General features: G+C 70.8%; 23 protein-coding genes. 14 read left to right on the top strand and 9 right to left on the bottom strand.

Translation table 11 applies throughout. The features are described 5' to 3' along the window. Window positions 1-6: 6 nt before the first annotated feature. Window positions 7-1,047 (top strand): sulfotransferase family protein, encoded by a 1,041-nt coding sequence (locus Pph01_RS27395; protein ID WP_204076048.1) that lies wholly within the window; start codon window positions 7-9, stop codon window positions 1,045-1,047. A gap of 157 nt (window positions 1,048-1,204) precedes the next feature. Here the strand turns inward: Pph01_RS27395 and Pph01_RS27390 are convergent, their stop codons facing one another. The 6 genes from Pph01_RS27390 to Pph01_RS43420 all read right to left on the bottom strand — a co-directional run bounded on the left by Pph01_RS27390 (window position 1,205) and on the right by Pph01_RS43420 (window position 7,903). Beyond that, window positions 1,205-2,023 (bottom strand): SRPBCC family protein, encoded by an 819-nt coding sequence (locus Pph01_RS27390; protein ID WP_204076047.1) that lies wholly within the window; start codon window positions 2,021-2,023, stop codon window positions 1,205-1,207. A gap of 210 nt (window positions 2,024-2,233) precedes the next feature. Further along, the gene (locus tag Pph01_RS27385; protein WP_204076046.1) at window positions 2,234-3,109 is read right to left on the bottom strand and encodes an FAD binding domain-containing protein; all 876 of its coding nucleotides are present in this window, start codon (window positions 3,107-3,109) and stop codon (window positions 2,234-2,236) included. Continuing rightward, a complete protein-coding gene (locus tag Pph01_RS27380) occupies window positions 3,106-5,517 on the bottom strand; it encodes a xanthine dehydrogenase family protein molybdopterin-binding subunit (RefSeq protein WP_204076045.1) in 2,412 nt (803 codons plus the stop codon). The genes Pph01_RS27385 and Pph01_RS27380 overlap by 4 nt, the downstream gene beginning before the upstream one ends. Beyond that, window positions 5,514-5,990 (bottom strand): (2Fe-2S)-binding protein, encoded by a 477-nt coding sequence (locus tag Pph01_RS27375; RefSeq protein ID WP_204076044.1) that lies wholly within the window; start codon window positions 5,988-5,990, stop codon window positions 5,514-5,516. Before Pph01_RS27375 ends, Pph01_RS27380 begins: the two co-directional genes overlap by 4 nt. Window positions 5,991-6,093: 103 nt before the next feature. Continuing rightward, window positions 6,094-6,321 (bottom strand): hypothetical protein, encoded by a 228-nt coding sequence (locus Pph01_RS27370; RefSeq protein ID WP_204076125.1) that lies wholly within the window; start codon window positions 6,319-6,321, stop codon window positions 6,094-6,096. After that, a complete protein-coding gene (locus Pph01_RS43420; RefSeq protein WP_204076043.1) occupies window positions 6,311-7,903 on the bottom strand; it encodes a PspC domain-containing protein in 1,593 nt (530 codons plus the stop codon). The genes Pph01_RS27370 and Pph01_RS43420 overlap by 11 nt, the downstream gene beginning before the upstream one ends. Window positions 7,904-8,132: 229 nt before the next feature. On the opposite strand from Pph01_RS43420, the gene Pph01_RS27360 reads away from it, so the two are divergent. From Pph01_RS27360 to Pph01_RS27335, 6 genes are all read left to right on the top strand, one after another. Further along, window positions 8,133-8,408: a hypothetical protein gene (locus Pph01_RS27360; protein WP_204076042.1), complete on the top strand. Its 276-nt coding sequence runs from the start codon at window positions 8,133-8,135 to the stop codon at window positions 8,406-8,408. Between the two features lie 381 nt (window positions 8,409-8,789). Then, window positions 8,790-9,965: an ATP-binding protein gene (locus tag Pph01_RS27355; protein ID WP_239117052.1), complete on the top strand. Its 1,176-nt coding sequence runs from the start codon at window positions 8,790-8,792 to the stop codon at window positions 9,963-9,965. Next, window positions 9,965-10,603, top strand: a complete 639-nt coding sequence (locus Pph01_RS27350; protein WP_204076040.1) for a LuxR C-terminal-related transcriptional regulator — start codon at window positions 9,965-9,967, stop codon at window positions 10,601-10,603. The genes Pph01_RS27355 and Pph01_RS27350 overlap by 1 nt, the downstream gene beginning before the upstream one ends. 186 nt (window positions 10,604-10,789) lie before the next feature. After that, on the top strand, window positions 10,790-12,250 hold the full coding sequence (locus tag Pph01_RS27345; protein WP_204076039.1) for a glutamate-cysteine ligase family protein: 1,461 nt from the start codon (window positions 10,790-10,792) through the stop codon (window positions 12,248-12,250). A 23-nt stretch (window positions 12,251-12,273) separates the two neighbouring features. Further along, window positions 12,274-12,951 carry a neutral zinc metallopeptidase gene (locus Pph01_RS27340; protein ID WP_204076038.1) on the top strand — a complete coding sequence of 226 codons (678 nt, stop codon included), beginning with the start codon at window positions 12,274-12,276 and terminating at the stop codon, window positions 12,949-12,951. Between the two features lie 65 nt (window positions 12,952-13,016). Next, window positions 13,017-13,733 carry a CPBP family intramembrane glutamic endopeptidase gene (locus Pph01_RS27335; RefSeq protein WP_239117051.1) on the top strand — a complete coding sequence of 239 codons (717 nt, stop codon included), beginning with the start codon at window positions 13,017-13,019 and terminating at the stop codon, window positions 13,731-13,733. A 59-nt stretch (window positions 13,734-13,792) separates the two neighbouring features. Here Pph01_RS27335 and Pph01_RS27330 read toward each other — a convergent pair whose 3' ends face one another. Both Pph01_RS27330 and Pph01_RS27325 read right to left on the bottom strand, forming a co-directional pair. After that, window positions 13,793-14,530 (bottom strand): ABC transporter permease, encoded by a 738-nt coding sequence (locus Pph01_RS27330; RefSeq protein ID WP_239117050.1) that lies wholly within the window; start codon window positions 14,528-14,530, stop codon window positions 13,793-13,795. A 169-nt stretch (window positions 14,531-14,699) separates the two neighbouring features. Further along, the gene (locus Pph01_RS27325; RefSeq protein WP_204076036.1) at window positions 14,700-15,419 is read right to left on the bottom strand and encodes a PIG-L deacetylase family protein; all 720 of its coding nucleotides are present in this window, start codon (window positions 15,417-15,419) and stop codon (window positions 14,700-14,702) included. A gap of 95 nt (window positions 15,420-15,514) precedes the next feature. Between Pph01_RS27325 and pcrA the strand changes: the two genes are divergently transcribed. The 5 genes from pcrA to Pph01_RS27300 all read left to right on the top strand — a co-directional run bounded on the left by pcrA (window position 15,515) and on the right by Pph01_RS27300 (window position 22,579). Next, window positions 15,515-17,761, top strand: coding sequence for a DNA helicase PcrA (pcrA, locus tag Pph01_RS27320; protein ID WP_486357937.1), 2,247 nt, complete (start codon window positions 15,515-15,517; stop codon window positions 17,759-17,761). Between the two features lie 314 nt (window positions 17,762-18,075). Then, window positions 18,076-18,477, top strand: a complete 402-nt coding sequence (icmB, locus tag Pph01_RS27315; RefSeq protein ID WP_204076035.1) for a coenzyme B12-dependent isobutyryl CoA mutase small subunit — start codon at window positions 18,076-18,078, stop codon at window positions 18,475-18,477. Between the two features lie 158 nt (window positions 18,478-18,635). Further along, on the top strand, window positions 18,636-19,817 hold the full coding sequence (gene sucC, locus Pph01_RS27310) for an ADP-forming succinate--CoA ligase subunit beta (RefSeq protein ID WP_204076034.1): 1,182 nt from the start codon (window positions 18,636-18,638) through the stop codon (window positions 19,815-19,817). Then, the gene (gene sucD / locus Pph01_RS27305; RefSeq protein ID WP_204076033.1) at window positions 19,817-20,692 is read left to right on the top strand and encodes a succinate--CoA ligase subunit alpha; all 876 of its coding nucleotides are present in this window, start codon (window positions 19,817-19,819) and stop codon (window positions 20,690-20,692) included. The genes sucC and sucD overlap by 1 nt, the downstream gene beginning before the upstream one ends. A 246-nt stretch (window positions 20,693-20,938) precedes the next feature. After that, window positions 20,939-22,579, top strand: coding sequence for a cell division protein PerM (locus Pph01_RS27300; protein WP_204076032.1), 1,641 nt, complete (start codon window positions 20,939-20,941; stop codon window positions 22,577-22,579). Window positions 22,580-22,759: 180 nt separating this feature from the next. Here Pph01_RS27300 and Pph01_RS27295 read toward each other — a convergent pair whose 3' ends face one another. Next, complete coding sequence (locus Pph01_RS27295; RefSeq protein ID WP_204076031.1) at window positions 22,760-23,164, bottom strand: hypothetical protein; 405 nt, start codon at window positions 23,162-23,164, stop codon at window positions 22,760-22,762. Window positions 23,165-23,337: 173 nt separating this feature from the next. On the opposite strand from Pph01_RS27295, the gene purN reads away from it, so the two are divergent. Next, window positions 23,338-23,955: a phosphoribosylglycinamide formyltransferase gene (gene purN, locus Pph01_RS27290; RefSeq protein WP_204076113.1), complete on the top strand. Its 618-nt coding sequence runs from the start codon at window positions 23,338-23,340 to the stop codon at window positions 23,953-23,955. Window positions 23,956-24,022: 67 nt separating this feature from the next. Beyond that, window positions 24,023-25,567, top strand: a complete 1,545-nt coding sequence (gene purH / locus Pph01_RS27285) for a bifunctional phosphoribosylaminoimidazolecarboxamide formyltransferase/IMP cyclohydrolase (RefSeq protein ID WP_204076030.1) — start codon at window positions 24,023-24,025, stop codon at window positions 25,565-25,567. Window positions 25,568-25,611: the final 44 nt, after the last annotated feature.

Here is a 25,611-nt window from a genome sequence, read left to right as displayed (position 1 = left end):
GATCTCATGCAGTCCGACAGGCCGGTATTCGTGGTCGGTTGCCCGCGTTCGGGCACCACGATGCTGCAGCTCATGCTGCACTCCCACCAGCGCATAGCCGTTCCACCGGAGACGCGCTTCGTGGGAACCGCGTACTTCTCGCGCAGGATGTACGGCGACATGCGGCTGGCCGACAACCGCCGCAAGCTCGCGAAGTGGATCGCCAACGGGCGCAACACCAAGTTCCGGGAGCTCGGCCTCGACACGGCCGAGTTCGTCCAGGCCGCCATGCTCGGCCCCGGCAGCCTCGGCTCGGTCATCGGGATGGTCTTCAAGTCGTACGCCGAGCGGTTCGGCAAGCCGCGCTGGGGCGACAAGCGGCCCAGCTACTACCGGCACGTCGAGATCCTCACGCGCCTGTTCCCCGATGCCCAGTTCGTGCACATCGTCAGGGACGGCCGCGACTGCGTCGCCTCCCTGAAGGAGATGCCCTGGTACAAGCCGGACAGCATCGGCGCGATGGCCAACTGGGCGGAGGCGATCGACTTCGGCCGCCGTCACGCCCGCAAGCTGCCGGCCGACACCTTCTACCAGCTCCGCTACGAGGACCTGACGGCCGACCCGGAGGCCGAGCTCAAGAAGCTGTGCATGTTCATCGGGGAGGACTACGACCCGGCGATGTGCCAGCCCCAGCACATGGCCGAGGTGGCCGTGCCCTCGCACAAGGTGTGGCACAGCAACACCCACCAGGAGGTGACCACCGCCCGCACGGGAAGCTGGGCCAGTCGGCTCGAGCCGTGGGAGATCGCCCTGTGCGAGGACGTCCTCAGCGAGCGGCTGGCCCACCACGGGTACGAGCTCACCGGGGCGCCCAAGCCCGAGCGCCGGCACGTGGCCGCGTACAAGGACGCCGCGTCCAAGCGCAGGTCGGCACGGCTGCGCAAGTACAACCGCGACCGCTTCAGCCGGCTCCGTGAGCCCGGCCCCATCGCGGCGCTGCTGACCGACGGCCAGCGCAGGCTGGCCGGGCTGCCCCAGCAGCGGACCCGCGAGCTCGTCGCCCGCTGACGCCTCCCGCGCGGGAGCCGATCCGGCCCACGACAACACACCGCGTTCCATCGCGGCGGGCCGGTCTCCCGGAGGCAATCCCTGGCCTCCCGGAGGCTCCCGCGCGGCGACGCTCGGATGCCGCCTCTCGCTTCAGGCGGCATCGGGCGCCCGCGCCTCACCTGCGAAGCAGCCGGCGCACCAGATAGGCCAGCACGGCGACGGCCGCCAGCGCGCCCAGCGCGGGCGCGAGCCGCCGCAACAGCGGCGCGCCGGCGACCTCGAGCAGATCGAGCGCCTCCTCCTCGGCGGACCGGTAGACCCGCGAGACGCCCTCAGGCTGGGTGTCCATGCTGCCGGCGGCCTCAGGCCACGGGGGGACCACCCGAAGATCCGGATGCGGAGATACGCCGTTCTCGCTTCCGGCGCCGGCCGAGGCGCGTGTTCCGCCGGCCGGTGCGGCGACGCCCACCGGAGCCTCGGTCCTCGGGCCGGCCGCGCCGGAGGTGACGGTCTCGGGGGACTCCGCCCGCTCCACTTCCTCCCCGGCCTCTTCGAGGAGCGCGGCGAGGTTGGCGGCGAAGCGGTCGATGAGCCGGGCGCCGACGTCGGCCATCACGCCCCGCCCGAACTGCGCGGGCCTCCCCGTGATGTTGAACGACGTGTCCACGTGCACCCGGGTCCGGTCGGCCTCGGGGAACAGATGGGCGGTGACCTCGGCGCTCGCGGTGCCCGCCCCGCGGGCCTCCTTGCCCGACGCCTTCAGCGTGACCGTCCGGGCGTCCTTGTCGACGTCCTCGAACGTCGCCTCTCCGCGGTAGGTGACGGTGATCGGCCCGACCTTCACCCGCATGCGGCCCGCGAAGGCGCCGTCCTCGACGGATTCGAGGGCCGCGCCCGGCAGGCACGGGGCGATCCGTTCGACGTCGACGAGCACCGACCAGGCCTGCTCGACCGGCACCGGAACCGTGAACTCATGCTCGAAGCGCATCGCCATGGCTCGACTCCGTTCTGAAATGGCGCGCGACCCCGGCAGCCGACGTGAGGTCGCGTGCGAACCCCCATTTGTGACACTACGACTCGCGAAACCGGATCCGCCACCTCGCGGGAGCCGTACCCCGTGCGGCTCCGCCGTCCGCGACCTGAGATCACCAGGCCGCGGACGGCGGAACGCCCTCCTACGGCTCGTTCCCCGTACGCCGCCCGATCACGTCAGCGGGGAGCGGTGGGCCGACGCGGACACCAGCGCCCGGTGCGTCAGCACCCGGGCGAGATGCATCCGGTAGTCGGGCTGGGCGTGCAGGTCGGCCGGCGGATCGGTGCCCTCGGCGGCCTGCTCCGCCGCCCGGCGCAGCGCGCCGTTCTGCCCGGCCTCGACGCCCCGGGCCGCCTCTTCGACGGCCGCGGCGCGCACCGGGGTGGGACCCATGTTGGTCAGGCCGACGCGCACCTCCTCGACGGTCCCGTTCGTCTGCCTGACGGCCGCCGCGACGCCGACGGTCGCCCAGGCCTGCGCCGTACGGTGGAACTTCTCGTAGTGGAAGCCCCATCCCGGGCCGAGCTTCGGCACCCGGACCCCGGTGAGGATCTCCCCGGGCGCGAGAGCCGACTCGAGGTAGTCGAGGAAGAAGCCGGCCGCCGGGATCGTCCGCTCGCCCGCGGACGACCTGACCTCGAGGACCATGTCCAGGGCCAGCGCGACGGCGGGCAGGTCTCCGGCCGGGTCGGCGTGTGCCAGCGAGCCGCCGAACGTGCCACGGTGCCGCACGGCCGGGTCGGCGACGGTCGCGGTCGCCAGGGCGACGAGCGGGCAGTGCTCCCTGACGATCGGGGAGCGGACGACCTCGTCGTGGGTGGTGGTCGCCCCGATGTGGACGTGGTCGCCCCGATCGGACACGCCCCGCAATCCGGCGACACGGCCCACGTCGATCAGAGCCGTGGGATACGCCAGCCGCAGGCGCAGCAGGGGCAGCAGCGAGTGGCCTCCGGCCAGGACCTTGGCCTCCTCGCCCGCGCCCGCGAGCACGTCCACGGCCTCCTCGATGGTCGACGGCCTGAAGTAGTCGAACGACGCGGGGATCATGCGGGCTCCCCTCCTCCGGTCCGCAGGGTTCGCCAGACGCGTTCCGGCGTGCAGGGCATCCGCACGTCGTGCACGCCGTGCGGGCGCAGCGCGTCGACGATCGCGTTGACCACCGCCGGCGTCGACGCGATCGTCCCCGCCTCGCCGACGCCCTTGACGCCCAGCGGGTTCGTGGTCGCGGGGGTCTCGGTGCGGTCGGTGGTGAAGTTCGGCAGGTCCGCCGCGGACGGCACCAGATAGTCGGCCATCGTCGTGGTGAGCAGGTTGCCGTCCGAGTCGTAGACCGCCTCCTCGAACAACGCCTGCGCGATCCCCTGGGCGATGCCGCCGTGGACCTGCCCCTCGACGATGAGGGGGTTGATCACGTTGCCGACGTCGTCGACGGCCACGTACGACCGGATCGCCGTCGCCCCCGTCTCGGTGTCGACCTCGACGGCGCACAGGTGCGTCCCGTGCGGGAAGGAGAAGTTCTCCGGGTCGAAGGTGGCGCTCGCGTCGAGCCTCGGCTCGAAGCCGTCCGGCAGGTTGTGCGCCGCGAACGTCGCGAGGGCGATCTCCTGGATGGTCTGCGACGTCCCGGTGCCGCGGACCCGGAACCGGCCCTCGGAGAACTCGACGTCGTCGGGCGAGGCCTCCATCAGGTGCGCGGCGACCTGCCGCGCCTTCTCCTTCACCTTGTCGCAGGCGTGGACGACCGCGATCCCGCCCACGACCAGCGAGCGTGAGCCGTAGGTGTCCATGCCCTTGTGTGACGTCGCCGTGTCGCCGTGGAGGACCGCCACGTCCTCGAACGGCACGCCCAGCGAGTCGGCGACGATCTGGCTCCACGCGGTCTCGTGGCCCTGGCCGTGCGGGCTGGTGCCGGTGACCACCTCGACCTTGCCGGTCGGGAGCACCCGGACGTCGGCGTGCTCCCAGCCGCCCGCGCCGTAGGAGAGGCTGCCCAGGACGCGGCTGGGCGCCAGGCCGCACATCTCGGTGTAGGTGGAGATCCCGATGCCGAGCTGGACGGGGTCATGACGCTCCCGCCGGTCCGACTGCTCGGCCCGCAGCTTGTCGTAGCCGAACAGGGCGAGCGCCCGGTCGGTGGCCGCCTCGTAGTTACCCGAGTCGTAGGTCAGGCCGCAGATGGTGGTGTACGGGAACTCGGAGTGCTGGATCCAGTTCCGCCGCCTGATCTCCATCGGATCGACGCCGATCTCGACCGCCAGCTCGTCCATGAGGCGCTCGATCGCGTAGGTGGCCTCGGGCCGGCCCGCGCCCCGGTAGGCGTCGGTGGGCATCTTGTTGGTGAAGACGCCGGTGCACGTGAAGTCGTAGGCGTCCATCTTGTAGACGCCGTTGTACATGAACGCGCCGAGGAGCGGGACGCCCGGCGTGACCAGCATCAGGTAGGCGCCCATGTCGGCGAGCAGCTTCACCTGCACGCCCCTGATCCGGCCGTCCGCGTCGGCGGCGACGCGGATGTTCTGGAGCTGGTCGCGTCCGTGGTGGACGGTCATGTTGCCCTCGGAGCGCGACTCCGTCCACTTGACCGGCTTGCCGAGGCGGCGGGTGATCAGGAGACAGAGCACCTCCTCCGCGGTGACCTGCAGCTTGGAGCCGAAACCGCCGCCCACGTCCGGCGCGATGACCCGCAACTTGTGCTCGGGGATCCCGGTGGTCAGCGCGAGCATGACCCGCAGGACGTGCGGGATCTGCGTCGAGGAGTGCAGGGTGAAGTGGTCGCCGTCGGTCTGGGCCACGACCGCGCGCGGCTCCATCGCCGACGGGATGAGCCGCTGCTGGACGTAGGTCCTGTCGATGACGACGGGCGCCTCATGGAAGGCCGCCTCGATGTCCCCTCCGGCGAACTTCCAGGTGAAGGACTCGTTGCCGGCCTCGTGGACCTTCGGGCCGCCTTCCGCCAGCGCCTCGGTCATGTCGAGGACCGGCTCCAGCGGCTCGTAGTCGATCTCGATGGCCTCCAGCGCGTCCGCCGCCGCGTAGCGGTCGACGGCGACCACGCAGGCCACCGCCTCGCCGACGTACCGGACCGTGGTCACGGCCATCGGCGGGTGCTCGGGGATGACGGTGTCGGCGGTGACGGGCCACGCGCACGGCAGGCTGCCCTGCTCTCCGGCGAAGTCCTGGCCGCTGAAGACGCCGACGACCCCGCGGCGGGTGCGGGCCGCGGAGGTGTCCACCCGGGTGATCCTGGCGTGCGCCATCGGGCTGCGCAGGAACGCCACGTGGAGCATGCCGGGCAGCTGGATGTTGTCCGTCCACTGGGTGCGGCCCGTCACCAGGCGCGCGTCCTCCTTGCGCCTGCGCGCCCGGCCGACCTCGGAGCCGCCGCCGGGAGCGTCGAGGGCGTCGTGCTCCCTGATCTGCTGGGCGACCGCGCCCGCGTCGAGTTGCTCGGTCATGGCGTCGTCACCCGCATCTCCTGAGCGGCCCGCCGTACGGCGCGGACGATGTTGCAGTAGCCCGTGCACCGGCACAGGTTCCCCTCCAGGCCCTGGCGTACGGCATCCTCCGACGGGTCGGGATCGTCCTTCAGCAGGTCGATGGAGGCCAGGATCATGCCGGGAGTGCAGTACCCGCACTGGAGGGCGTGCTCCTCGTGGAAGGCCTTCTGCACGGGATGCCACTCCCCGTTGCTCGAAACGCCCTCGATGGTGGTGACGTCGCAGCCGTCCGCCTGGACGGCGAGCACGGAGCAGCTCTTCACGCTCCTGCCGTCCAGGAGCACCGTGCAGGCGCCGCAGTTGGTGGTGTCGCAACCGATCGGGGTCCCCGTCTTCCCCAACCGATCTCGGAGGTAGTGGACGAGGAGCAGTCGCGGCTCCACATCGTCCTCGTAGGCGATTCCGTCGACCTTGACGGAGATTCGGGCCATAACAGCCTCCCGAACAGAGCAGTGAGACCGGATACGTGTGAACGTACGCTCCCGTTCTGTCCGGTCAACCCCCCGTGTTTCCGGAACTACGAAATGTTCCGGGCTATCGGCGGATCGCCTTGGCGATGATCGCGACGAAGGCGGCGAAGCCGAGGCCTCCGACGACCACGGGGGCCATGATGACGGCGTCGGCCCCGGGCGCGGCCATGAAGGTGACGCCGATGCCGATGAAGAGCAGGCCGCACAGCAGGGCCATCCAGTCGGTCCTGTGGACCCGCCGGAGGCGTTGCGGCTCCGTGCCGGGAGGGGCCGGCTCCGCCTCAGGCCGCACGGCGCACCTCCACGTCCCCGATGCCCGCCTTGACGTGCAACTCGATCGTCGGCGCGTCGCCGGTGCCGGTGACCTCCGGCTCGAGGACGCGGTCGAACTGGACGTCGGCGCCGTCCTCGACCTTGTGGTCGATCTTCACCTCGCCCAGCCGGGTGTACCCGTACACCTGGACTCTGGCGGTCGCGGGGACGATCACGGTGATCTGCCCGACCGCCACCGACGCGTTGAACCTGACCCGGGCCCCCGGAGTGAGGGGCACGTCGCTCAGATCGAGCCTGCCCTCACCCATCCCGAGTGTGTAGTCCTCGCTCGCCTGGGTGACCGTCACCGGATGCCAGACGAAGCTGCCGACCTTCTTCGGAATTCCGTTCACCGTTGACCCCGCGACCAGGACGAGTGACACGAACATGCCGAGGACGACGAGCCCCGCGCCCCGGCCGAACCACGTCGCGACGAGCAGGCCCGCCCCGATCGTCACGAGAACCGCCCCGCCGACCATCGGCAGGCTGACCGAGCCGGTGCCCGACTGCTGGACCGCAGCCATGACCCCTCCAACAATGAGAGCCAGGCAGAGGGTGAGTCCGCCGATGAAAGACTTGGGACGCTTCGGCTTGACCGGCCGCGGTGGTGGCGGCGGCGCTGCCGGGGGCGGTCCCTCGGGCCGGTACGGCTCCCGCACCGAGTAGGGACCATGAGGTGCGAAGGGCTCGCCGGAGGCGTAGCCGTACGTGCCGGCGCGCGCCTCCCTGGCGAGATCGGACAGCCGCCGGTAGCCGCTCTCCGTGGGCGGAGCCGCGCTGGACGACTGCGTGGCGTCGGCCGGGTTCGCGGACTCGGCGGCCGCCGCGGCCTCCCCCTGGACGCCGGCCCCCGCCGGGCCCTGGCCCGCGTCCTGCCCGGGCGGGGTGTCCTGTGCGGGAGCCGTGTCCTGCCGGGAAGCGGTGTCCTGCCCGGAGGCCGTGCCTCCCGCGGGCCCGGAGGCCGTGCCTCCCGCGGGCCCGGCGGAGGTGCCGCCGAACGGCATGTGGGGAGCCGAGGGACGCCAGCCGGTGAACCCCGCCCCCGGGGAGGCGGAGCCGAACGGGTTCTCGGCGGGATTGCGGGTCATGCCGCGCCGTCCGATCGCCCGGTCCGGCACGGACTTCGCCATCGTCAGCAGGTCGACGCCGCGGGAGTGGGCGGCGAGCAACACGATGGCCAGCAACGTACCCACCACGATCGTGCCCCGGTTGATCCCGCCGGACGCCACGTTGATGATCAGCCCGAACGCGAAGACGGCCGCCATCAGGGCCAGCACGGTCTCGGCGTCGAACAGGCGGTGGGTCCAGCGCTCCAGGTAGCCGGGCCCTCCGTGGGGCTCCCGCATGAGCAGGAACGCGGCCACGTAAAGCATGGCCCCGATGCCCGAGGCGAGGAGGAGGACGGCGAAGCCCACCCGGAACAGGACCGGGTCCATCCCCGTGTACCTGCCGAGTCCCGCGCACACGCCGGTGAACATGCGGCCGGAGCTGCTCCGGCACAGCGGGCGATCAGGCTCGGGGCCCGCGGCGGGCTCGTCGGTGGTGGGTGGCGCCTCGGTCATATGTCCATCCTGGCGTTCGGCGGCGTCCGCGCACCATCGGGGGAACCCCTGACTCGTCCCCGAGCCGGGGACGCCCGGGATGCCGGTGACGGATGAGCCGCGGGAGCCTGAGGACTTGGCGAGAGCCGTACAGAGGGGTATCAAAGAGATCAGATCGGCGATCTCGGGGTGATGTCCGTCGAGCGGCGCGCAGAGGATCGCCAGACAGGAGGACCGCGATCGTGATCCAGTGAGCCGCAAGTGGGTGGGGCCGACGTTGAGCGCGGCGGCCGGCCTCGGGTCGGCCATCCTGGCCTCGGGCCAGCCGACGCCCGTACCGATCCTGGCGACCGCAGTGGGCGTGGCCGCAGTCTCGGTGATCCTTCTGGGGGTCGTCGCCTGCGTCGCGACGTTCTCCCGGTCCCGCGGCGACCGGGCACTGAAGGTGCTCGCGTTGCTGGTCGGGCGGAACGACCCCGAGCCTCCGGACGGAGGTGAGGCCCACTCCGGCTCCCGACCACCGTGAGGGCCGCCGGGTGCGCGGGGGTCCCGGTGGCCCCATGCGGTTCACGGGGCATCGCTCGTGCTCACGAACCTCGTCTCGGCTCACAGGCGTGCCGGCCGCTCACACCGGCGCCCCGGCGGGCCCATGCGGACGCCGATCCGCGCGGGCTTTCCCGGGCGCTCGCCACCACACTCGCCGGCCGTCCCCATAGGGTCGGAGGTGAGGAGACAGAAGGAGGGACCCGAAGGACGGGACGCGCTCTCGGGGACGAGCCAGGGTCATGCCCTGATGCGCGCCGTACGGCGGCGTGTGACGATGCTTGCCCAGATGTCCGCCGTCACCGATTGTGTCGCCGAAATGTCAGTCATTCCAGAAGTCGGGATACGCGTGCGGGAAACCGAGGTGTCCAAAGCGCCTGAGGCGTACCCGCGGCTCGTCAGGCCCGTGAAGGGCCGCGTGATCGCGGGTGTGGCCCAGGGCGCCGCCGCCCAGCTGAGGCTCGACCCTGTCGTGCTGAGGCTGGCCTTCGTGCTGCTCACCGTAGTCGACGGGCTCGGGTTCGTGGCGTATGCCGCGTTGTGGATGTTCACCCCGAAGGAGCAGGTCAAGGGCCGTGAGCCCGGGCGTGACTGGGGCCAGCTCGCGGCGTACGGCGTGCTCTGGCTGGCTCTCGCCGCCTTCGGCTGGATGACGGGCGCATCGAGCGGGGGATTCGGGACCTGGCCGATCGCCGTCGGCGGCATCGGCGCGCTGATCCTGTGGCAGCAGGCCGACCCCGGCCGGCGGCAGCGGTGGATGACCGGCGCGGTCAAGCAGGTGAGCACGACCTGGGTGCGGACGATCATCGGGGCTCTGCTCGTGGCGGTCGGGGCCGTCGGGTTCCTCGCCGCCAGCGGCGAACTCGCCAAGGCGCGGACCGGCCTGGTCTTCACCGCCGTCGTCGTCGGCGGCATCCTCATGATCGCGGCGCCGTACCTGGCCTCCCTGGTCAAGGAGCTCCAGCGGGAGCGCACCGAGCGCATCAGGCAGGAGGAGCGTGCGGAGGTCGCCGCCCACGTGCACGATTCCGTGCTGCACACCCTGACCCTGATCCAGCGCAACGCGAGCGACGCGCGCGAGGTGACCCGGCTCGCCCGGTCGCAGGAGCGCGAGCTGCGCAACTGGCTCTACCAGCCCAAACAGGACGCCGATGCCACCCTCGCGGCCGCCGTGCGGAGAGTCGCCGCCGAGGAGGAGGACGCGCACGGCGTGCCGATCGAAGTGGTCTGCGTGGGCGACTGCGAGCTGACCGACGGTCTGGTCGCCTTGCTCCACGCCGCCAGGCAGGCGATGGTGAACGCGGCGAAATACTCTGAGTCGCCGGTGATATCCGTCTACGCGGAGGTCGAGGCGGACGAGGTGACGGTGTTCGTCCGCGACCGCGGGAAGGGCTTCGTACTGGACGACGTCCCCGAGGACCGGATGGGCATCCGCCAGTCGATCATCGGCAGGATGGAACGCCACGGAGGCAGCGCCCGGGTCAGGACCGAACCCGGCGACGGTACCGAGGTCATGCTGACCATGAAGAGGAACACTTGATGAAGACCGTGCGTGTCCTGATCGTCGACGACCACCGGCTGTTCCGGTCGGGCGTCCGTGCCGAACTCGGGCCGTCGATCCAGGTGATCGGCGAGGCCGACGACGTGGATTCGGCCGTCGCGGCCATCGCCGACCTGGAGCCGGACGTCGTCCTGCTGGACGTGCACATGCCCGGCGGCGGCGGCCAGGAGGTGCTCAAGCGGGTGCTCGGCCCGGGTTCGCAGGTGCGGTTCCTCGCCCTGTCGGTGTCCGACGCGGCCGAGGACGTGATCGGCGTGATCCGCGGCGGCGCCCGCGGATACGTCACCAAGACCATCAGCGGCGCGGAGCTCACCGACGCGATCATCCGGGTGTCCGACGGCGACGCGGTGTTCTCGCCCCGGCTCGCGGGGTTCGTGCTGGACGCCTTCGCCTCCACCGAGGCCCCGCCGATCGACCCCGAGCTGGACTCGCTCACCCAGCGCGAGCGCGAGGTGCTGCGGCTGATCGCCCGGGGCTACGCCTACAAGGAGATCGCCAAGGAGCTGTTCATCTCGGTCAAGACGGTGGAGACGCACGTGTCGAGCGTGCTCAGGAAGCTCCAGCTGTCCAACCGGCACGAGCTCTCCCGCTGGGCGACCGCCCGCCGCCTCGTCTGAACGGTCCGATCCCAACGGGCCCGCTGAGTGGGGTCTGCTGAACGGCGCCGAATTGAACGGGTCTGCTGAACGGGTCGGGGCTGAACTGAACCGTCTGAACTGAACCGCGAAACGGTCGCACTCGCGTCGAATGCGGGGAAGTACCTCCTATGTGATCGGGGGTCCAGGCGCCGCTCGGAGGTTCAGATGGGCCGTGACGTTCCCGCCATCGCGTTCACCGGAGAAGACCGCCGCCGCTACCGCGACAAGGTCAGGCGGTCGCTCGACGTCCTCGCGCAGATGTTGCGCGAGTCGCGTTTCGAGCTCGACCGCCCGCTGGCCGGTCTGGAGATCGAGCTCAACCTGGTCGACGCGCGCGGAGAACCGGCCATGAAGAACGCGGAGGTCCTGGAGGTCATCGCGGAGCCCGACTGGGCGACCGAACTGGGCCAGTTCAACGTCGAGATCAACATCGAGCCCCAGGAGCTCGGCGGCGACGGGTTCCTCCGGCTCGAGGAGTCCGTACGGCGCCGCCTCAACCACGCCGAGGAACGCGCCCGCGAGGTCGGCGGACACCTCATGCTCGTCGGGATCCTGCCCACGCTGAAGGAGACGGACGTCAGCGAGGCGACCCTGTCGGCCAACCCCCGATACAAGCTGCTCAACGAGCAGATCTTCGCCGCGCGCGGAGAGGACCTGCATTTCGAGATCGAGGGAACCGAGCGCCTGGACACCTACGCCGACAGCATCACTCCCGAGGCGGCGTGCACGAGCGTCCAGTTGCATCTGCAGGTGAGCCCCTCCGCGTTCGCCGGCCACTGGAACGCGGCGCAGGCCGTCGCGGGGCCGCAGATCGCGGTGGCGGCCAACTCGCCGTACCTCTTCGGCCGGGAGTTGTGGCGCGAGACCCGCATCAGCCTGTTCGAGCAGGCGACCGACACCCGGCCGGACGAGCTGAAGGCGCAGGGCGTGCGCCCCAGGGTCTGGTTCGGCGAGCGGTGGATCACCTCGGTCTTCGACCTCTTCGAGGAGAACGTCCGCTACTTCCCCGCCCTGCTTCCGATCTGCGACGACGAGGATCCGCGTGAGGTGCTCGAGCGCGGAGGCACACCCGAACTGCACGAGCTGACCCTGCACAACGGGACGGTCTACCGCTGGAACCGGCCCGTGTACGCCGTCGTCGACGGGGTCCCGCATCTGCGGGTGGAGAACCGCGTGCTCCCCGCGGGTCCTTCGGTGGCCGACGTCATCGCCAACGCCGCCTTCTACTACGGGCTCATGCGTGTGCTGCCGATGGAGGAGCGGCCGGTGTGGACGCAGATGTCCTTCGCCGCCGCGGAGGACAACCTGCGCGACGCGGCACGCCACGGCCTCGACGCGCGCCTGTACTGGCCGGGGCTGGGGGAGGTGCCCGCCGCCGAACTCGTCCTGCGCCGGCTGCTGCCGCTCGCCCACCGGGGCCTGGACCTGTGGGGGGTCGATCCCGCCCACCGCGACCGGCTGCTCGGCATCATCGAACGGCGCTGCCTCACGGGCCGCACGGGAGCGTCCTGGCAGGTGGACGCCGTCCGCGACCTCGGCGGCGGGTACGACGCGCTGCGCAGGATGACCCTGCGGTACCTGGACCGCATGCACGAGAACAAGCCGGTCCACCTCTGGGATCTTTGACCGGAATAGGTGAATATGACGGAGTGATCCTTCGACGGCTCCTCCCGCTCGTCCTCGCGGGGACACTGGTCGCGGCCTGCGGCGGTGAACCGGGTGGCCCGGCCGGCACGTCCCCGCGCGGTTCGGCTGCTGGGCCGTGCGACGCGTCGGGCAAGGACTTCGCCGGCGACATCGAGCTGGCCAGGTGTCTCACCGAGCGGTTCTGGGCGGAGCGCTTCCGGCAGAGCGGGAACACCTACGCTCCCATCAGCGATTTCGTCGCCTACAACGGCGAGGACGGCCCTGAGTGCGGCAGGCAGCCCGCGGTGCCGAACAACGCGTTCTACTGCCCGAGCGGCCACTTCATCGCCTACGATGCCACCTGGCTGGAGGGGATGTACGACCGGATGGGCGACGGGGCCGTCTACCTCGTCATCCCGCACGAGTTCGGGCACGCCGTACAGGCGCAGCTCGTCAACGACTTCCAGTTCAACGTGCAGCGCGAATTACAGGCGGACTGCTATGCCGGGGCCACGCTCAGCGGGCTGATCCAGGAACAGGCGCTCCAGGCCGACGAGGGAGACGGCGCCGAACTTCTGGCCAACCTCGAGGCCGCCGGCGATCCAACCGACGCATGGTTGGCGCCGGACGCGCACGGCACGGCGGCGCAGCGGCAGGCGGCCTTCGCCAAGGGGTACGGCCAGGGCGTCGGCGCCTGCTGACGCCCGGGACGCGCCTTCGGGTGGCAGCATGGCGGCGTGGGCTGCTCGCGGCGGGGAGGGCATTCGTGAGGCGCGTCGATCCGCTCGTGTGCTCGCTCGGCGTGCTCGCCGGGGCGAACGTGCTGAACAACCGCGTCGCCCGGCGCTGGGCTCCGGTGACGTCGGCCGTGGCCACAGCGGCGCTCCTCGGCGTCGCGCGACGCGAGGGACTGACGTGGCCGGAGCTGGGCTTCGAGCGTGCGGAGCTTGGGGCGCGGACCGGCGGACTCCTCGCGGCGGGGGTGGCCGCGGTCTACGCGGCCGGAGTCGCCCTGCCGCGGACCCGCCCGCTGCTGCGCGACGAGCGGGCGCTCGCGTTGTCCAGGGGCCGCCTGCTGGAGGAGGTCCTCGTCCAGGTGCCCGTCGGGACCGTGCTGCTGGAGGAGATCGGCTTCCGCGGGGTCCTGCCCGCCCTTCTGGCACGCAGGACCTCCGCGCGTATGGCTCTCGCCGGATCGGCGGCACTGTTCGGGCTGTGGCACGTGCTGCCCTCGATGGACATGGCCCGGGCCAACCCGGCGCTGAGCGGCCTCGTGTCGGACGCTCCGGCTCACACGGCGGGGCGCCGCCTGGCCACGGCGCGCGTGGTGGCGGGGACGGTCGTGTCCACCGCCGCGGCAGGTGTGCTCTTCCACGAGTTGCGGCGCCGGGGCGGGCTGCTCGCGCCGTCGCTGTTCCACCTCGCCACGAACTCCTTCGGCTACGTGGCGGCCCGTGTCGCGAGGCGCGTGTCGTCGCGTTGATCGCGGAACGCGTGCCGTCGCGTTAAGAGGGCTCCGCCGCGCCTCACCGCGACCTCGAGTCACTCCGAGAAGAGGCCCCGGGCCGCCAGCTCGATTGTGACCACGACGGCGACGGATTCCGCCGCGAGCAGTGCGACGAGGACGGCGACCTGGACGACTCCCGCGTGGACGGGATCGGAACCGGCGATCATCATGCCGACGAACGCGCCGGGAAGCGTGACCAGGCCCACGGTCCTCGTCTGGTCCAGTGCGGGGATGAGCGCCTGCGCGGCGGACGGCCTGCAGATCTCCAGCGCGGCGTCCCGGGGGGAGAAGCCCAGCGACAGGGCGGCCTCCACCTCGCCGCGCCGGATCCGGAGCTCGTCCAGCGCCCGGCGTCCGGCCAGTGACGTGGCGGTCAGGCACCCGCCCAGGAGGATCCCGGTGACCGGGATCAGGACCAGCCCCGTCACCGGCATCACGCGGGCCCCCAGCATCAGGGCCAGCACCGGGACCACTCCGGCGGCGATGGGCAGGGCCGCCCACCACGAGGCCCGTCCCCGCGCGATCCGGCGTCCCGCGGTGAAGGTCGCCACGCCGTACATCAGCAGGAGGAACAGCACGGCGGCGGGCAGGAAGCCGATCGCCCCGACGATGACCAGGGACACCAGGGCAAGCTGCGCGGCGGCCCGTACGGAGGCGGTGAGGATCGCCCGCGAGTGCCCCAGCCTGCCGACCGCGGCGACACCCGCGCCCGCGAGTGCGAGCAGGACCATCACCACGCCGAGCTGAGGGGTGACGGGAAGGAGCGTGTTCACCTGACCGATCCTGCCCCCGCCGTGCCCTTTCGACCCCGGTTCGGTACCGCCGCGGGCTACGGGCCGCGGTCGAGCCGGGTCACGCGGGGGGCAGGTGGCCGGGCCGGTCAGGTGCCCGGGTGGCCGGTGAGGCCTGTGGGGCCGAGGGCGGGGGAGCCGGGCCTGACGATCAGGCGGTCACGACGGCCTGGAACGCCTCGGCGAGCGCGCCTTCGGGGAGGCCGGCCGTCGCGGCGTTCGCGGCGAGCCAGCCCCGGACGAAGCCGTCCAGGTCCTGCATGTGGCCGGTCTGGCTCTCGTGGGCCCGCAGGGCCGCGATCTTGCGGTCCACCGTGGCGGTGACGTCGACGTAGCGGTCGGGCGTCATCGTGCCCATCAGCCAGACCTCGCGGACGGTCCAGGCGTCCAGGCCCTCGTCCGAGAGCAGTTCGGGGAAGGCGTAGGGGTTGCGGGCGTCCGGGTACACCGCGTCGAGCGTGGCGCCGCCGACGGCCCGGTGGTCCGGATGACTCGGGCCGAGACGGGCGTAGTTGCGCTCGGGGGTGGACGTCATCACGAGATCCGGCCGCACCTGCCTGATCACCCGCGCGATGTCGCGCCGGAGGCCGAGCGACTGCTCGACCATGCCGTCCCGGTAACCGAGGAACCGGATGTCCTCGACGCCGACGCACCTGGCGGCGACGGTCTGCTCGGCCCGGCGCGCGACCGCCATCCCGCCGTTGTCGACCTCTCTGTCGAAGCCGCCGGCGTCGCCATCGGTGACCAGGCAGTACACCACCTCGGCTCCCGCGTCGACGAGTTTGGCCACCGTTCCCGCCCCGCCGAAGTCGATGTCGTCGGGGTGAGCGGTCACCACGAGAACGTTCTTGATCTCAGCTTCGTCGAGCATGTGCCACGGCCTCCTCGTTTCCGGCAACTCACCTTAGAGGGGGCGGTATGCACGGCGGGGCACCGGATGTCGGTGGACGGCAATACCCTTAGGAGGTGTCCACCGGAACAGCCATCCACCCATTGCTCGACGGCCTGAACCCACAGCAGCGGGAGGCCGTCGTCCACCAGGGCAGTCCTCTGCTGATCGTGGCGGGGGCCGGCTCCGGCAAGACACGGGTGCTCACCCACCGGATCGCCTACCTCCTGGCCGAGCGGGGCGTCCAGCCGTCCGAGATCCTCGCGATCACCTTCACCAATAAGGCCGCGCGCGAGATGAAGGAGCGGGTCGACCGGCTCATCGGCCCCCGGTCCAAGGCGATGTGGGTGATGACGTTCCACAGCGCCTGTGTGCGCATCCTGCGCAGGGAGGCCAAGCGGCTGGGCTTCACCGGCAGCTTCTCGATCTACGACCAGGCCGACTCCCAGCGGCTCATGGCGCTGGTGTGCCGCGAGCTCGACCTCGATCCCAAGCGTTACCCGCCGCGGTCGTTCTCGGCCCAGGTGAGCAACTTCAAGAACGAGCTGATCGACTACGAGACGGCCGCCGAGCGCGCCCAGACCCACCTGGAGCGCACCCTCGCCGAGGCGTACAAGACCTATCAGCAGCGGCTCACCGAGGCCGGCGCGATGGACTTCGACGACCTCATCATGCTCACCGTCACCCTGTTCCAGCTCTTCCCCGAGGTCGCCGAGCACTACCGGCTGCGGTTCCGGCACGTGATGGTGGACGAGTACCAGGACACCAACCACGCGCAGTACATGCTGATCCGTGAGCTGGTCGGCCGTCCCGAGGTCCGGACCGCCGACGGCGACGTGGTCAGGGAGGGCACCGAGCCCGCCGAGCTGGTCGTGGTCGGCGACGCCGACCAGTCGATCTACGCCTTCCGGGGGGCGTCGATCCGCAACATCCTGGAGTTCGAGCGCGACTACCCCGACGCGAAGACGATCCTGCTGGAGCAGAACTACCGCTCCACGCAGACGATCCTGAACGCGGCGAACGCCGTGATCTCCAGAAACGAGAGCCGCAAGCCCAAGAACCTCTGGTCCGAGCAGGGCGCCGGGGCGAAGATCGTCGCCTATGTGGCCGACAACGAGCACGACGAGGCCATGTTCGTCGCCCAGGAGGTCGACCGGCTCGCCGACGACGAGGGGGTCACCCCCGGCCAGGTCGCGGTCTTCTACCGGACCAACGCGGCCTCCCGCGTCTTCGAGGAGATCTTCATCCGCACCGGCCTGCCGTACAAGGTCGTGGGCGGGGTGCGGTTCTACGAGCGCAAGGAGGTCAAGGATCTCCTGGCGTATCTGCGGGTCCTGGCCAACCCGAGCGACACGGTGTCCCTGCGGCGCATCCTCAACGTGCCCAAGCGCGGCATCGGCGACCGGGCCGAGTCCATGATCGAGGCGTTCGCCAACCGGGAGCGGATCAACTTCTGGGAGGGGCTGCGGCGGGCGGACGAGGCTCCCGGCCTGGCCACCCGGTCGCTCAACGCGATCAGGGAGTTCACCGCGCTGCTCGACGACCTGCGCGCCAAGGAACTGCCGCTGTCCGACCTGGCGGAGGAGGTGCTGAACGGCACCGGCTACCGCACCGAGCTGGAGACCTCCGGCGATCCGCAGGACGAGAGTCGCCTGGAGAACCTCAACGAGCTGATCTCGGTGGCCGCCGAGTTCGAGGAGGCCAACCCGGAGGGCACGCTGGTCGACTTCCTCGAGCAGGTCTCGCTCGTCGCCGACGCCGACCAGATCCCGGAGGGGGAGGACCACGGCGGCGTCGTCACGCTGATGACCCTGCACACGGCCAAGGGGCTGGAGTTCCCCGTGGTGTTCCTCACCGCGCTGGAGGACGGCGTCTTCCCGCACATGCGCTCGCTCAGCGACGCGAAGGAGCTGGAGGAGGAGCGCCGTCTCGCCTACGTGGGCATCACGCGGGCCGAACAGCGGCTCTACCTCTCGCGGGCGGCCGTGCGGACCTCCTGGGGAGCCCCCTCGTTCAACCCCGCGTCCCGGTTCCTGGCCGAAGTCCCGGGCGACCTCATCGACTGGCGCGGAGACCCGGGGAAGAACGCCTGGTCGGCGGCCGTCTCCCGGGGACCGGCCCGTACGGCTCCCGCCCCGAAGAAGACGGGCGGCAAGGAGATCCCGAATCTCTCACCGGGGGACCGGGTCACCCACGACTCGTTCGGCCTCGGCACGGTGGTCGCCGTGGAGGGCAGCGCGGAGAAGACCCGGGTGAAGATCGACTTCGGCTCCTCGGGGGAGAAGACCCTGCTGCTGGCCTACGCCAACGTCGACAAGCTCTGACCGGAGTCCTCCGGAGACACCTGAGGCCTTCCCTCACGGTGAGAGCCGGACTCCCCTCGGGGGAGGTCCGGCTCGGCGGGCCGTTCACGTGGCGATTCGAGGCCGTTCATGCGGCGAGATCCGAGGCCGTTCGTGCGGCGAGATCCGAAGCCGTTCACGCGGCGATTCGAGGCCGGGCTCCCGGCGGCGGCCGCGGGTGATTACGCTTCGGGCAGCGGGCACGCTATCGAGGCGACGTAGCCTCGGGTACGGCCGGGCGCGCGATCCGCGCCCTTCGGCGCCGTACCTCGGCGGGCATCACTCGGGAGGTCTTCATGGAAGCCAGGATCCGCGTCGTCGTCGCCAAACCCGGGCTCGACGGGCATGATCGCGGGGTCAAGCTCGTGGCCAGGGCACTTCGCGACGCGGGCATGGAGGTCGTCTACACCGGGCTCCACCAGACCCCGGAGCAGATCGTGCAGGCGGCGATCCAGGAGGACGCGGCGGCGATCGGCCTGTCGATCCTGTCCGGCGCGCACATGACGTTGTTCGCGCGGCTGATCGAGATCCTGCGGGAAAAGGGCGCCGAGGACATTGTGGTGTTCGGCGGCGGAATCATTCCCGAGGCCGACATTCCCGAGCTTCACAAGATGGGAGTGGCGAAGATCTTCACACCCGGTGCCACGACCCAGGAAATCGTCGACTGGGTCCGTACGGCGGTGCCCGCATCGGTTTGAGATATTTTGCCCAAGACTGCCGTATTTCCACGCCCAGGGCAAGGTGCGACAAGGACCCGATGATGTGGCCGGGTCCCGGCTAAGGCTAGGCTTCATGGGCGGAATCGCCGGGCGGCAGCGACGGCGCCTGGCCTCGACATCAAAAGGGACGGACCCTCGTGGACCTGTTCGAACATCAGGCGAAGGAGCTCTTCGCGGAGTACGGCATCCCGGTGCCACGCGGCATCGTCGCGCACACCGCGGAGGAGGCGCGCGCGGCCGCCGAGCAGCTGACCGGCAAGGTCGTCGTCAAGGCTCAGGTCAAGACCGGCGGGCGCGGCAAGGCGGGCGGCGTCAAGGTCGCCGACGACGCGGAAGACGCGTACCAGAAGGCGACCCAGATCCTCGGAATGGACATCAAGGGCCACACGGTTCACAAGGTCCTGATCGAGGAGGCCAGCCAGATCGCGGAGGAGTACTACTTCTCCTTCCTGCTCGACCGGGCGAACCGGACCTTCCTGGCGATCTGCTCCGCGTCCGGCGGAATGGACATCGAGGAAGTGGCCCACACCGCGCCCGAGAAGGTCGCCAAGGTGCCGGTGAGCTCCCTCGAGGGCATCGACCGCGCCACGGCCCGCGAGATCGCCCAGGCCGGCGGCCTGCCGCCGCAGTCGCTGGACGGCGCCGCCGAGCTCATCGAGAAGCTCTGGGCCGTGTTCGTCGACGAGGACGCCTCGCTGGTCGAGGTCAACCCGATGATCCTTTCGGCCGACGGCCAGGTGAAGGCCCTCGACGGCAAGGTCACCCTGGACGAGAACGCGAACTTCCGCCAGACCGAGCACCTGGCCTACGTCGACAAGGCCGCCGAGGACCCGCTCGAGTCGAAGGCCAAGGAGAAGCACCTCAACTACGTCAAGCTCGACGGCTCGGTCGGCATCATCGGCAACGGAGCCGGCCTGGTCATGTCCACGCTCGACGTCGTGGCGTACGCGGGTGAGGGCTACGCGGGGCAGCCCAAGCCCGCCAACTTCCTCGACATCGGCGGCGGCGCCTCGGCCGAGGTCATGGCCAACGGCCTGGAGATCATCCTGTCCGACCCGTCGGTCAAGTCGGTCTTCGTCAACGTCTTCGGCGGCATCACCGCCTGCGACGCCGTCGCCAACGGCATCGTCTCTGCCTTCCAGCTGCTCGAGGGCCGCGGCGAGGCCGTGACCCGTCCGCTGGTCGTGCGGCTGGACGGCAACAACGCCGCTCTCGGGCGGCAGATTCTGGCCGACGCGGGCCTGCCCGGCGTCGAGCTGGTGGACACGATGGACGATGCGGCCCAGCGTGCCGCCGAGCTCGCCGCGGTAGGTGCGTAATGGCTATCTGGCTCAATGCCGACAGCAAGATCATTGTTCAGGGCATGACCGGTGGCGAGGGCACCAAGCACACCCGCCGCATGCTCGCCTCGGGCGCCAAGGTCGTGGGCGGCGTCAACGCCCGCAAGGCCGGCACCGTCCACGAGGGCCTGCCCGTCTTCGGCACGGTCGCCGAGGCCATCTCCTCGACCGGCGCCGACGTGTCGGTCGTCTTCGTGCCGCCGGCCTTCACCAAGGACGCGGTCAAGGAGGCGATCGACGCCGAGATCCCGCTCTGCGTGGTGATCACCGAGGGCGTTCCCGTCCACGACACCACCGAGTTCTGGGCGTACGCCGTGGCCAAGGGCAACAAGACCCGCATCATCGGGCCGAACTGCCCCGGCATCGCCTCTCCCGGCGCCTCGAACGCGGGCATCATCCCGGCCGACATCACCACGCCCGGCCGTATCGGCCTGGTGTCCAAGTCGGGCACGCTGACCTACCAGCTCATGTACGAGCTGCGGGACATCGGCTTCTCGACGGCGGTGGGCATCGGCGGCGACCCGGTCATCGGGACGACGCACATCGACGCGCTGCAGGCCTTCCAGGACGACCCGGGCACCGACGCGATCGTGATGATCGGTGAGATCGGCGGCGACGCCGAGGAGCGGGCGGCGGCCTACATCGAGCAGCACGTGACCAAGCCGGTCGTGGCCTATGTGGCGGGGTTCACCGCGCCCGAGGGCAAGACCATGGGCCACGCGGGCGCGATCGTGTCCGGCTCGGCCGGTACGGCCCAGGCCAAGAAGGAAGCCCTGGAGAAGGTCGGCGTCCGCGTCGGCAAGACCCCCAGCGAGACCGCCCGCCTGATGCGCGAGGTCATGCAGTCCCGCTGACCCACCCACCCTTGGCCGTGATCATGTACAAGTTCGTGATCAGGCCACCTGACCAGCCTCACCCTCGTGCGTGATCATGCACAGATTCGGCGTCGTGCCGTCTGACCGGCCCCGCCCCTGTGCATGATCACGCGCAAAGGGGTTGGCGGGTCGGGGGCGATGATCCCGAATCTGTGCATGATCACACCCATGCCCCCCGGCGTGGCGGCAGGGAAATGAGGGGGCGGGCTGGGAGCATGGGGTAGCGTGACGGCGCTTTTCGACCAACTTCGGACCGCCCCCCGTGCCGTCCTCGGCCGTGGGCCCCAAAGCGACGACGAAGAGACCCGGCGTCCCCTACCGGTCTCCGGCATGCTCGCCGCCGTCTGGACCCTCGGGGCCGGGCTCGCCGTCCTCACCACCCTCACGCTCGTCGGCTGGATCGCCGCGCCGCTCAGCGCCTTGGGCGACGGGCTTCCCGGTGTCTTCCGTACGGCATGCCAGCTCTGGCTCGCCGCCCACCACGCGGGCTTCGCCATCCCCGGAGGCCGGGTAGGCCTGCTGCCGCTGGGCCTGATGATCCTTCCCGGACTGCTGCTCTACCGGGCCGGTCTGTGGATGGCCCGCGACGCCGACCTGCGGCTGCGCATGCCGGCCCGGCTCCCCAAGGGCACGCCGCGCGATGTCGAGAACGCCCGGCGCCGGGCGCAACTCGTGCTGATCGCGCAGGCGGGCATCTCGCTTGCCGCGCCCTACTCGCTGCTCGCGGGCATGATCGCACTCGTGGCGCGCAACGAGGTGACGCAGCCGTTCCTGGGGGAGGCGCTGGTCAGCCACGTGGTGCTGGCCTTCGTCGCGGGGTCGCTGGCCACCGCCCGCACGATCGGGCCGTGGAAGTCCATGTTGCGCCTGCTTCCGGAGCGCCCACGGTCGATCGTCGCGGCCACCGCCGTCGCGGTGCTGATCCTGCTCGCCGCGGGTGCCCTGCTGGTGGTGGGCGCCATCGCGGTGAACTTCCAGCAGATCCACGAGTTGTCCGGGGTCCTCGCCCCGGGGTTCGTCGGCGGGCTGCTGCTCCTTCTCGTTGAGTGCCTCTACCTGTTCAACGCCGTCGTCTGGGGGATGGCGTATATCGCCGGGCCGGGGTTCGCCATCGGCACGGGGACGCTGGTCGCCCCGACGGGGGTCAAGCTCGGCGCCGTGCCCTCGCTGCCGCTGCTGGGCGCCCTTCCCTCGCCGGGCGCCTCGCCGGCCTGGGTGATGGGGGTCATCGCGGTGCCGTTCGCCGCGGGGGCGGTCGCGGGCGTCGTGATGGCGCGTGTCGCGCCGACGCCGACGATCGAGGTGGCGCCCCTGTGGGGGTTCGTCTGCGGGCTGAGCACCGGGGCCATGGCCGGACTGCTCGCCGCCCTGTCCGGAGGTCCCCTCGGCGGCGCCAGGTTGTCGGCCGTCGGGCCGTCTCCGTGGGAGGCGGCGCTGTCGGTCACGCTGGAGGTCGGCGTGGCGGCCGGCATCTCCGCCGGGATCGCCAACTGGTGGCTGATCTCCCGCAGGCCCGCCGCCCCGCCTGAGCCGGTCCGCAAGGCGGGCGCGGTCATCGCCAAGGCGGCGAGCAGGGTACGGCTGGCCGATCGGAACCCGCGTGTCCTGCCCGGACACTGGCTCGACGCCACCGAGGGCGACACCCAGCCGATTCCGGTGATCAAGGACGACTGGGCCGACGAGCACGCGGCCGCCGCGGCGGAGACGTTCGACGGCATGGCGGCCGACGCGGCCCGCCCAGAGCGATCGCGGCCCACGCGTCGCGACGAGCCGAGACCCCCACGAAAGGACATCGTGGACGAGTCGGACGATCGTGGTGGGCACGTCATCTACGTCGACCCGTACGCCTGGGATCGCGACGAGTGACGGCGACAGCCGTCCACGCGCCAGACGCACCAAGAACCAGACGCACCAAGAACCAGACGCACCAAGAACCAGACGACGCCGGAAATCAGCCGCGCCGGGGATCAACCACGAGGGGCCGGACGCCCGTCACGGTTCCGGGCGCGCCCGAATCGGCCGCGCCCGGAACCGCCGTTTCACCGGCTACGCAGGGAACGGGATGTCCGACGGCCAGGGGAAGCCCGTCTTCTGCTCGATCGCTCGCTTGAACTGCTCCGAGCAGTCCTGACGGGCCTCGACGGTGCCCGCACCCTTGCTGCATTCGCCGTACGCCGAGATCTCCGCGGAGAAGTACAGCTGACCCGCCAGCGCGAACGTCCCCAGCACGAGGGAGATGCAGGAGATCACGACCGCGCTCGTCGCCATCCCGGTCCGCTGCTTCTTCTGATGCAGGGCGCGCAGGTCGCGGATGGCGATGATGAGCCCGAACACGGCCAAGGCCAGCCCGCCCGCGGGGAGGTACATCGAGAAGACCAACGCCATGAGGGAGAGACCGAGCGCCCTCCGGCCGCCCATCTCCGGCATGGACATCTGGATGGGTGTTGTCACATTCTCCTCGCCTCATGTTGCGCCGCACCCGACCGTCGTGGGTCGTGGTGACCGTGGCCCGATACCCTTTGTCCTGCGTCGAGGGTCATCACCCTCCGCGCTCGCATGCTTCTAAGGAATCATCTCTTCGCAGTCACCCGCAAAACGAAGCCCGCACATGAAGGAGTTCCACCCTGTCCTTCCGGCTCGTGGTCCTCGTCTCCGGTTCGGGGACCAACCTACAAGCGCTGCTCGACGCTTCGGCGGACGAGGCGTTCGGCGCACGCGTGGTCGCCGTCGGCGCCGATCGTGACGGCATCGAGGGGCTCTCGCGGGCCGAGCGGTCGGGTGTGCCGACGTTCGTTCAGAAGGTGGGCGACCACGCCACCCGTGACAAGTGGGACGAGGCGCTCACCGCGCAGATCGCCGAGTACAAGCCCGACCTGGTCGTCTCCGCGGGATTCATGAAGATCCTCGGCCCGCGTGTCCTGGGATCGTTTCCCGTGGTGAACACGCATCCGGCGTTGCTGCCCGCCTTCCCGGGCGCCCACGCCGTGCACGAGGCGCTGGCGTACGGCGTCCGCCTCACCGGCTGCACCGTGCACCTGGTGGACGCGGGCGTGGACACCGGCCCGGTGATCGCCCAGGAGGCCGTGGCCGTACGGGACGGGGACGACGAGGAGTCGCTGCACGAGCGGATCAAGACCGCCGAGCGAAGGCTGCTGGTCGAGATCGTCGGCCGCATGGCCAGGGACGGCTGGACGGTCTCGGGTCGCACGGTCCGTCTGGGCCGGCCGGCACGCAGCTCTTGAGAACAGGTAAGGCCGTACGGGAGCCGGCTGAGATCAGCCATTCCCAGCAACGAGGGAGGACCAGGAAGTGACCCGCATCCCCATCCGCCGCGCGCTCATCGCGGTATACGACAAGACGGGGCTGGAGGAGCTGGCCCGAGGACTCGAGGCCGCGGGCGTGGAGATCGTCTCGACCGGTGGCACCGCCGCCGCGATCGCCTCGTTCGGCGTGCCGGTGACGAAGGTGGAGTCCCTGACCGGCTTCCCCGAGTGCCTGGACGGCCGGGTCAAGACCCTGCACCCCCGCGTTCACGCGGGCCTGCTCGCCGACGGGGAGAATCCCTCGCACGTCAAGCAGCTCGAAGAGCTCGAGATCGAGCCGTTCCAGCTCGCGGTGGTCAATCTGTACCCGTTCGCGGAGACGGTGGCGTCCGGGGCCTCCGCCGCGGAGTGCGTCGAGCAGATCGACATCGGCGGTCCGGCCATGATCCGGGCGGCGGCCAAGAACCACAACACGGTGGCCGTGGTCGTCGACCCCTCGGCGTACGGCGAGGTGCTCGCCGCGATCGGCGAGGGCGGGTTCACGACGACCGAGCGGCGGCGGCTGGCGGCGACCGCCTACGCGCACACCGCCCAGTACGACGTGGCCGTGGCCTCGTGGTTCGCCAGCGGATACGCGGCGGACGACGAGCGGTGGCCGGCGTTCATGGGCGCGACCTGGAAGCGCAAGACGGCCCTGCGGTACGGGGAGAACCCGCACCAGGCGGCCGCCCTCTACTCCGGGCAGGACGGCGGCCTCGCCAACGCCGAGCAGCTGCACGGCAAGGAGATGTCCTACAACAACTACGTGGACGCCGACGCCGCGTGGCGGGCGGCCTGGGACTTCGCCGACCCCTGCGTGGCGATCATCAAGCACGCCAACCCCTGTGGCGTCGCGGTCGGCGCCGACGTGGCCGAGGCCCATCGCAAGGCCCACGCGTGCGACCCCGTCTCGGCGTACGGCGGTGTGATCGCCGTCAACCGCGAGGTGACCCGCGAGCTGGCCGAGCAGATCGCGCCGATCTTCACGGAGGTCGTCGTGGCCCCGTCGTTCGCTCCGGAGGCCGTGGCGGTCCTGACGGAGAAGAAGAACATCAGACTCCTCGTGTGCCCGGCCGGACCGGCGAACGCGGCCGAGTTCCGCCGGATCGACGGTGGTCTGCTCGTCCAGACTGTCGACCGGGTGGACGCCGCGGGCGACGACCCCGCGACCTGGGAGCTCAAGTCGGGCCCCGCGGCTTCGCCCGAGGTGCTCGCGGACCTGGTGTTCGCCTGGCGGGCCTGCCGTTCTGTGAAGTCCAACGCCATCCTGCTCGCGTCCGCCGGAGCGACCGTGGGCGTCGGGATGGGCCAGGTCAACCGGGTCGACTCCGCGAGGCTGGCCGTCAGCCGGGCGGGCGACCGCGCCCGTGGGTCCGTCGGGGCGTCGGACGCGTTCTTCCCGTTCGCGGACGGCCTGGAGGTCCTGGCGGAGGCCGGGGTGAAGGCGATCGTCGAGCCCGGCGGTTCCGTCCGCGACGAGGAGGTCGTCGCCGCGGCCGAGGCGGCGGGCATCACGCTCTACTTCACGGGGACGCGTCACTTCTTCCATTGACGCACCGAGCGACACGGGCGTCGCGAAGGCGCCCAAACGGACAC

Origin of the sequence: Planotetraspora phitsanulokensis, from assembly GCF_016863295.1 — a bacterium.
GTDB lineage: Bacteria > Actinomycetota > Actinomycetes > Streptosporangiales > Streptosporangiaceae > Planotetraspora > Planotetraspora phitsanulokensis.
This window is presented reverse-complemented; position numbering and strand designations above follow the sequence as displayed.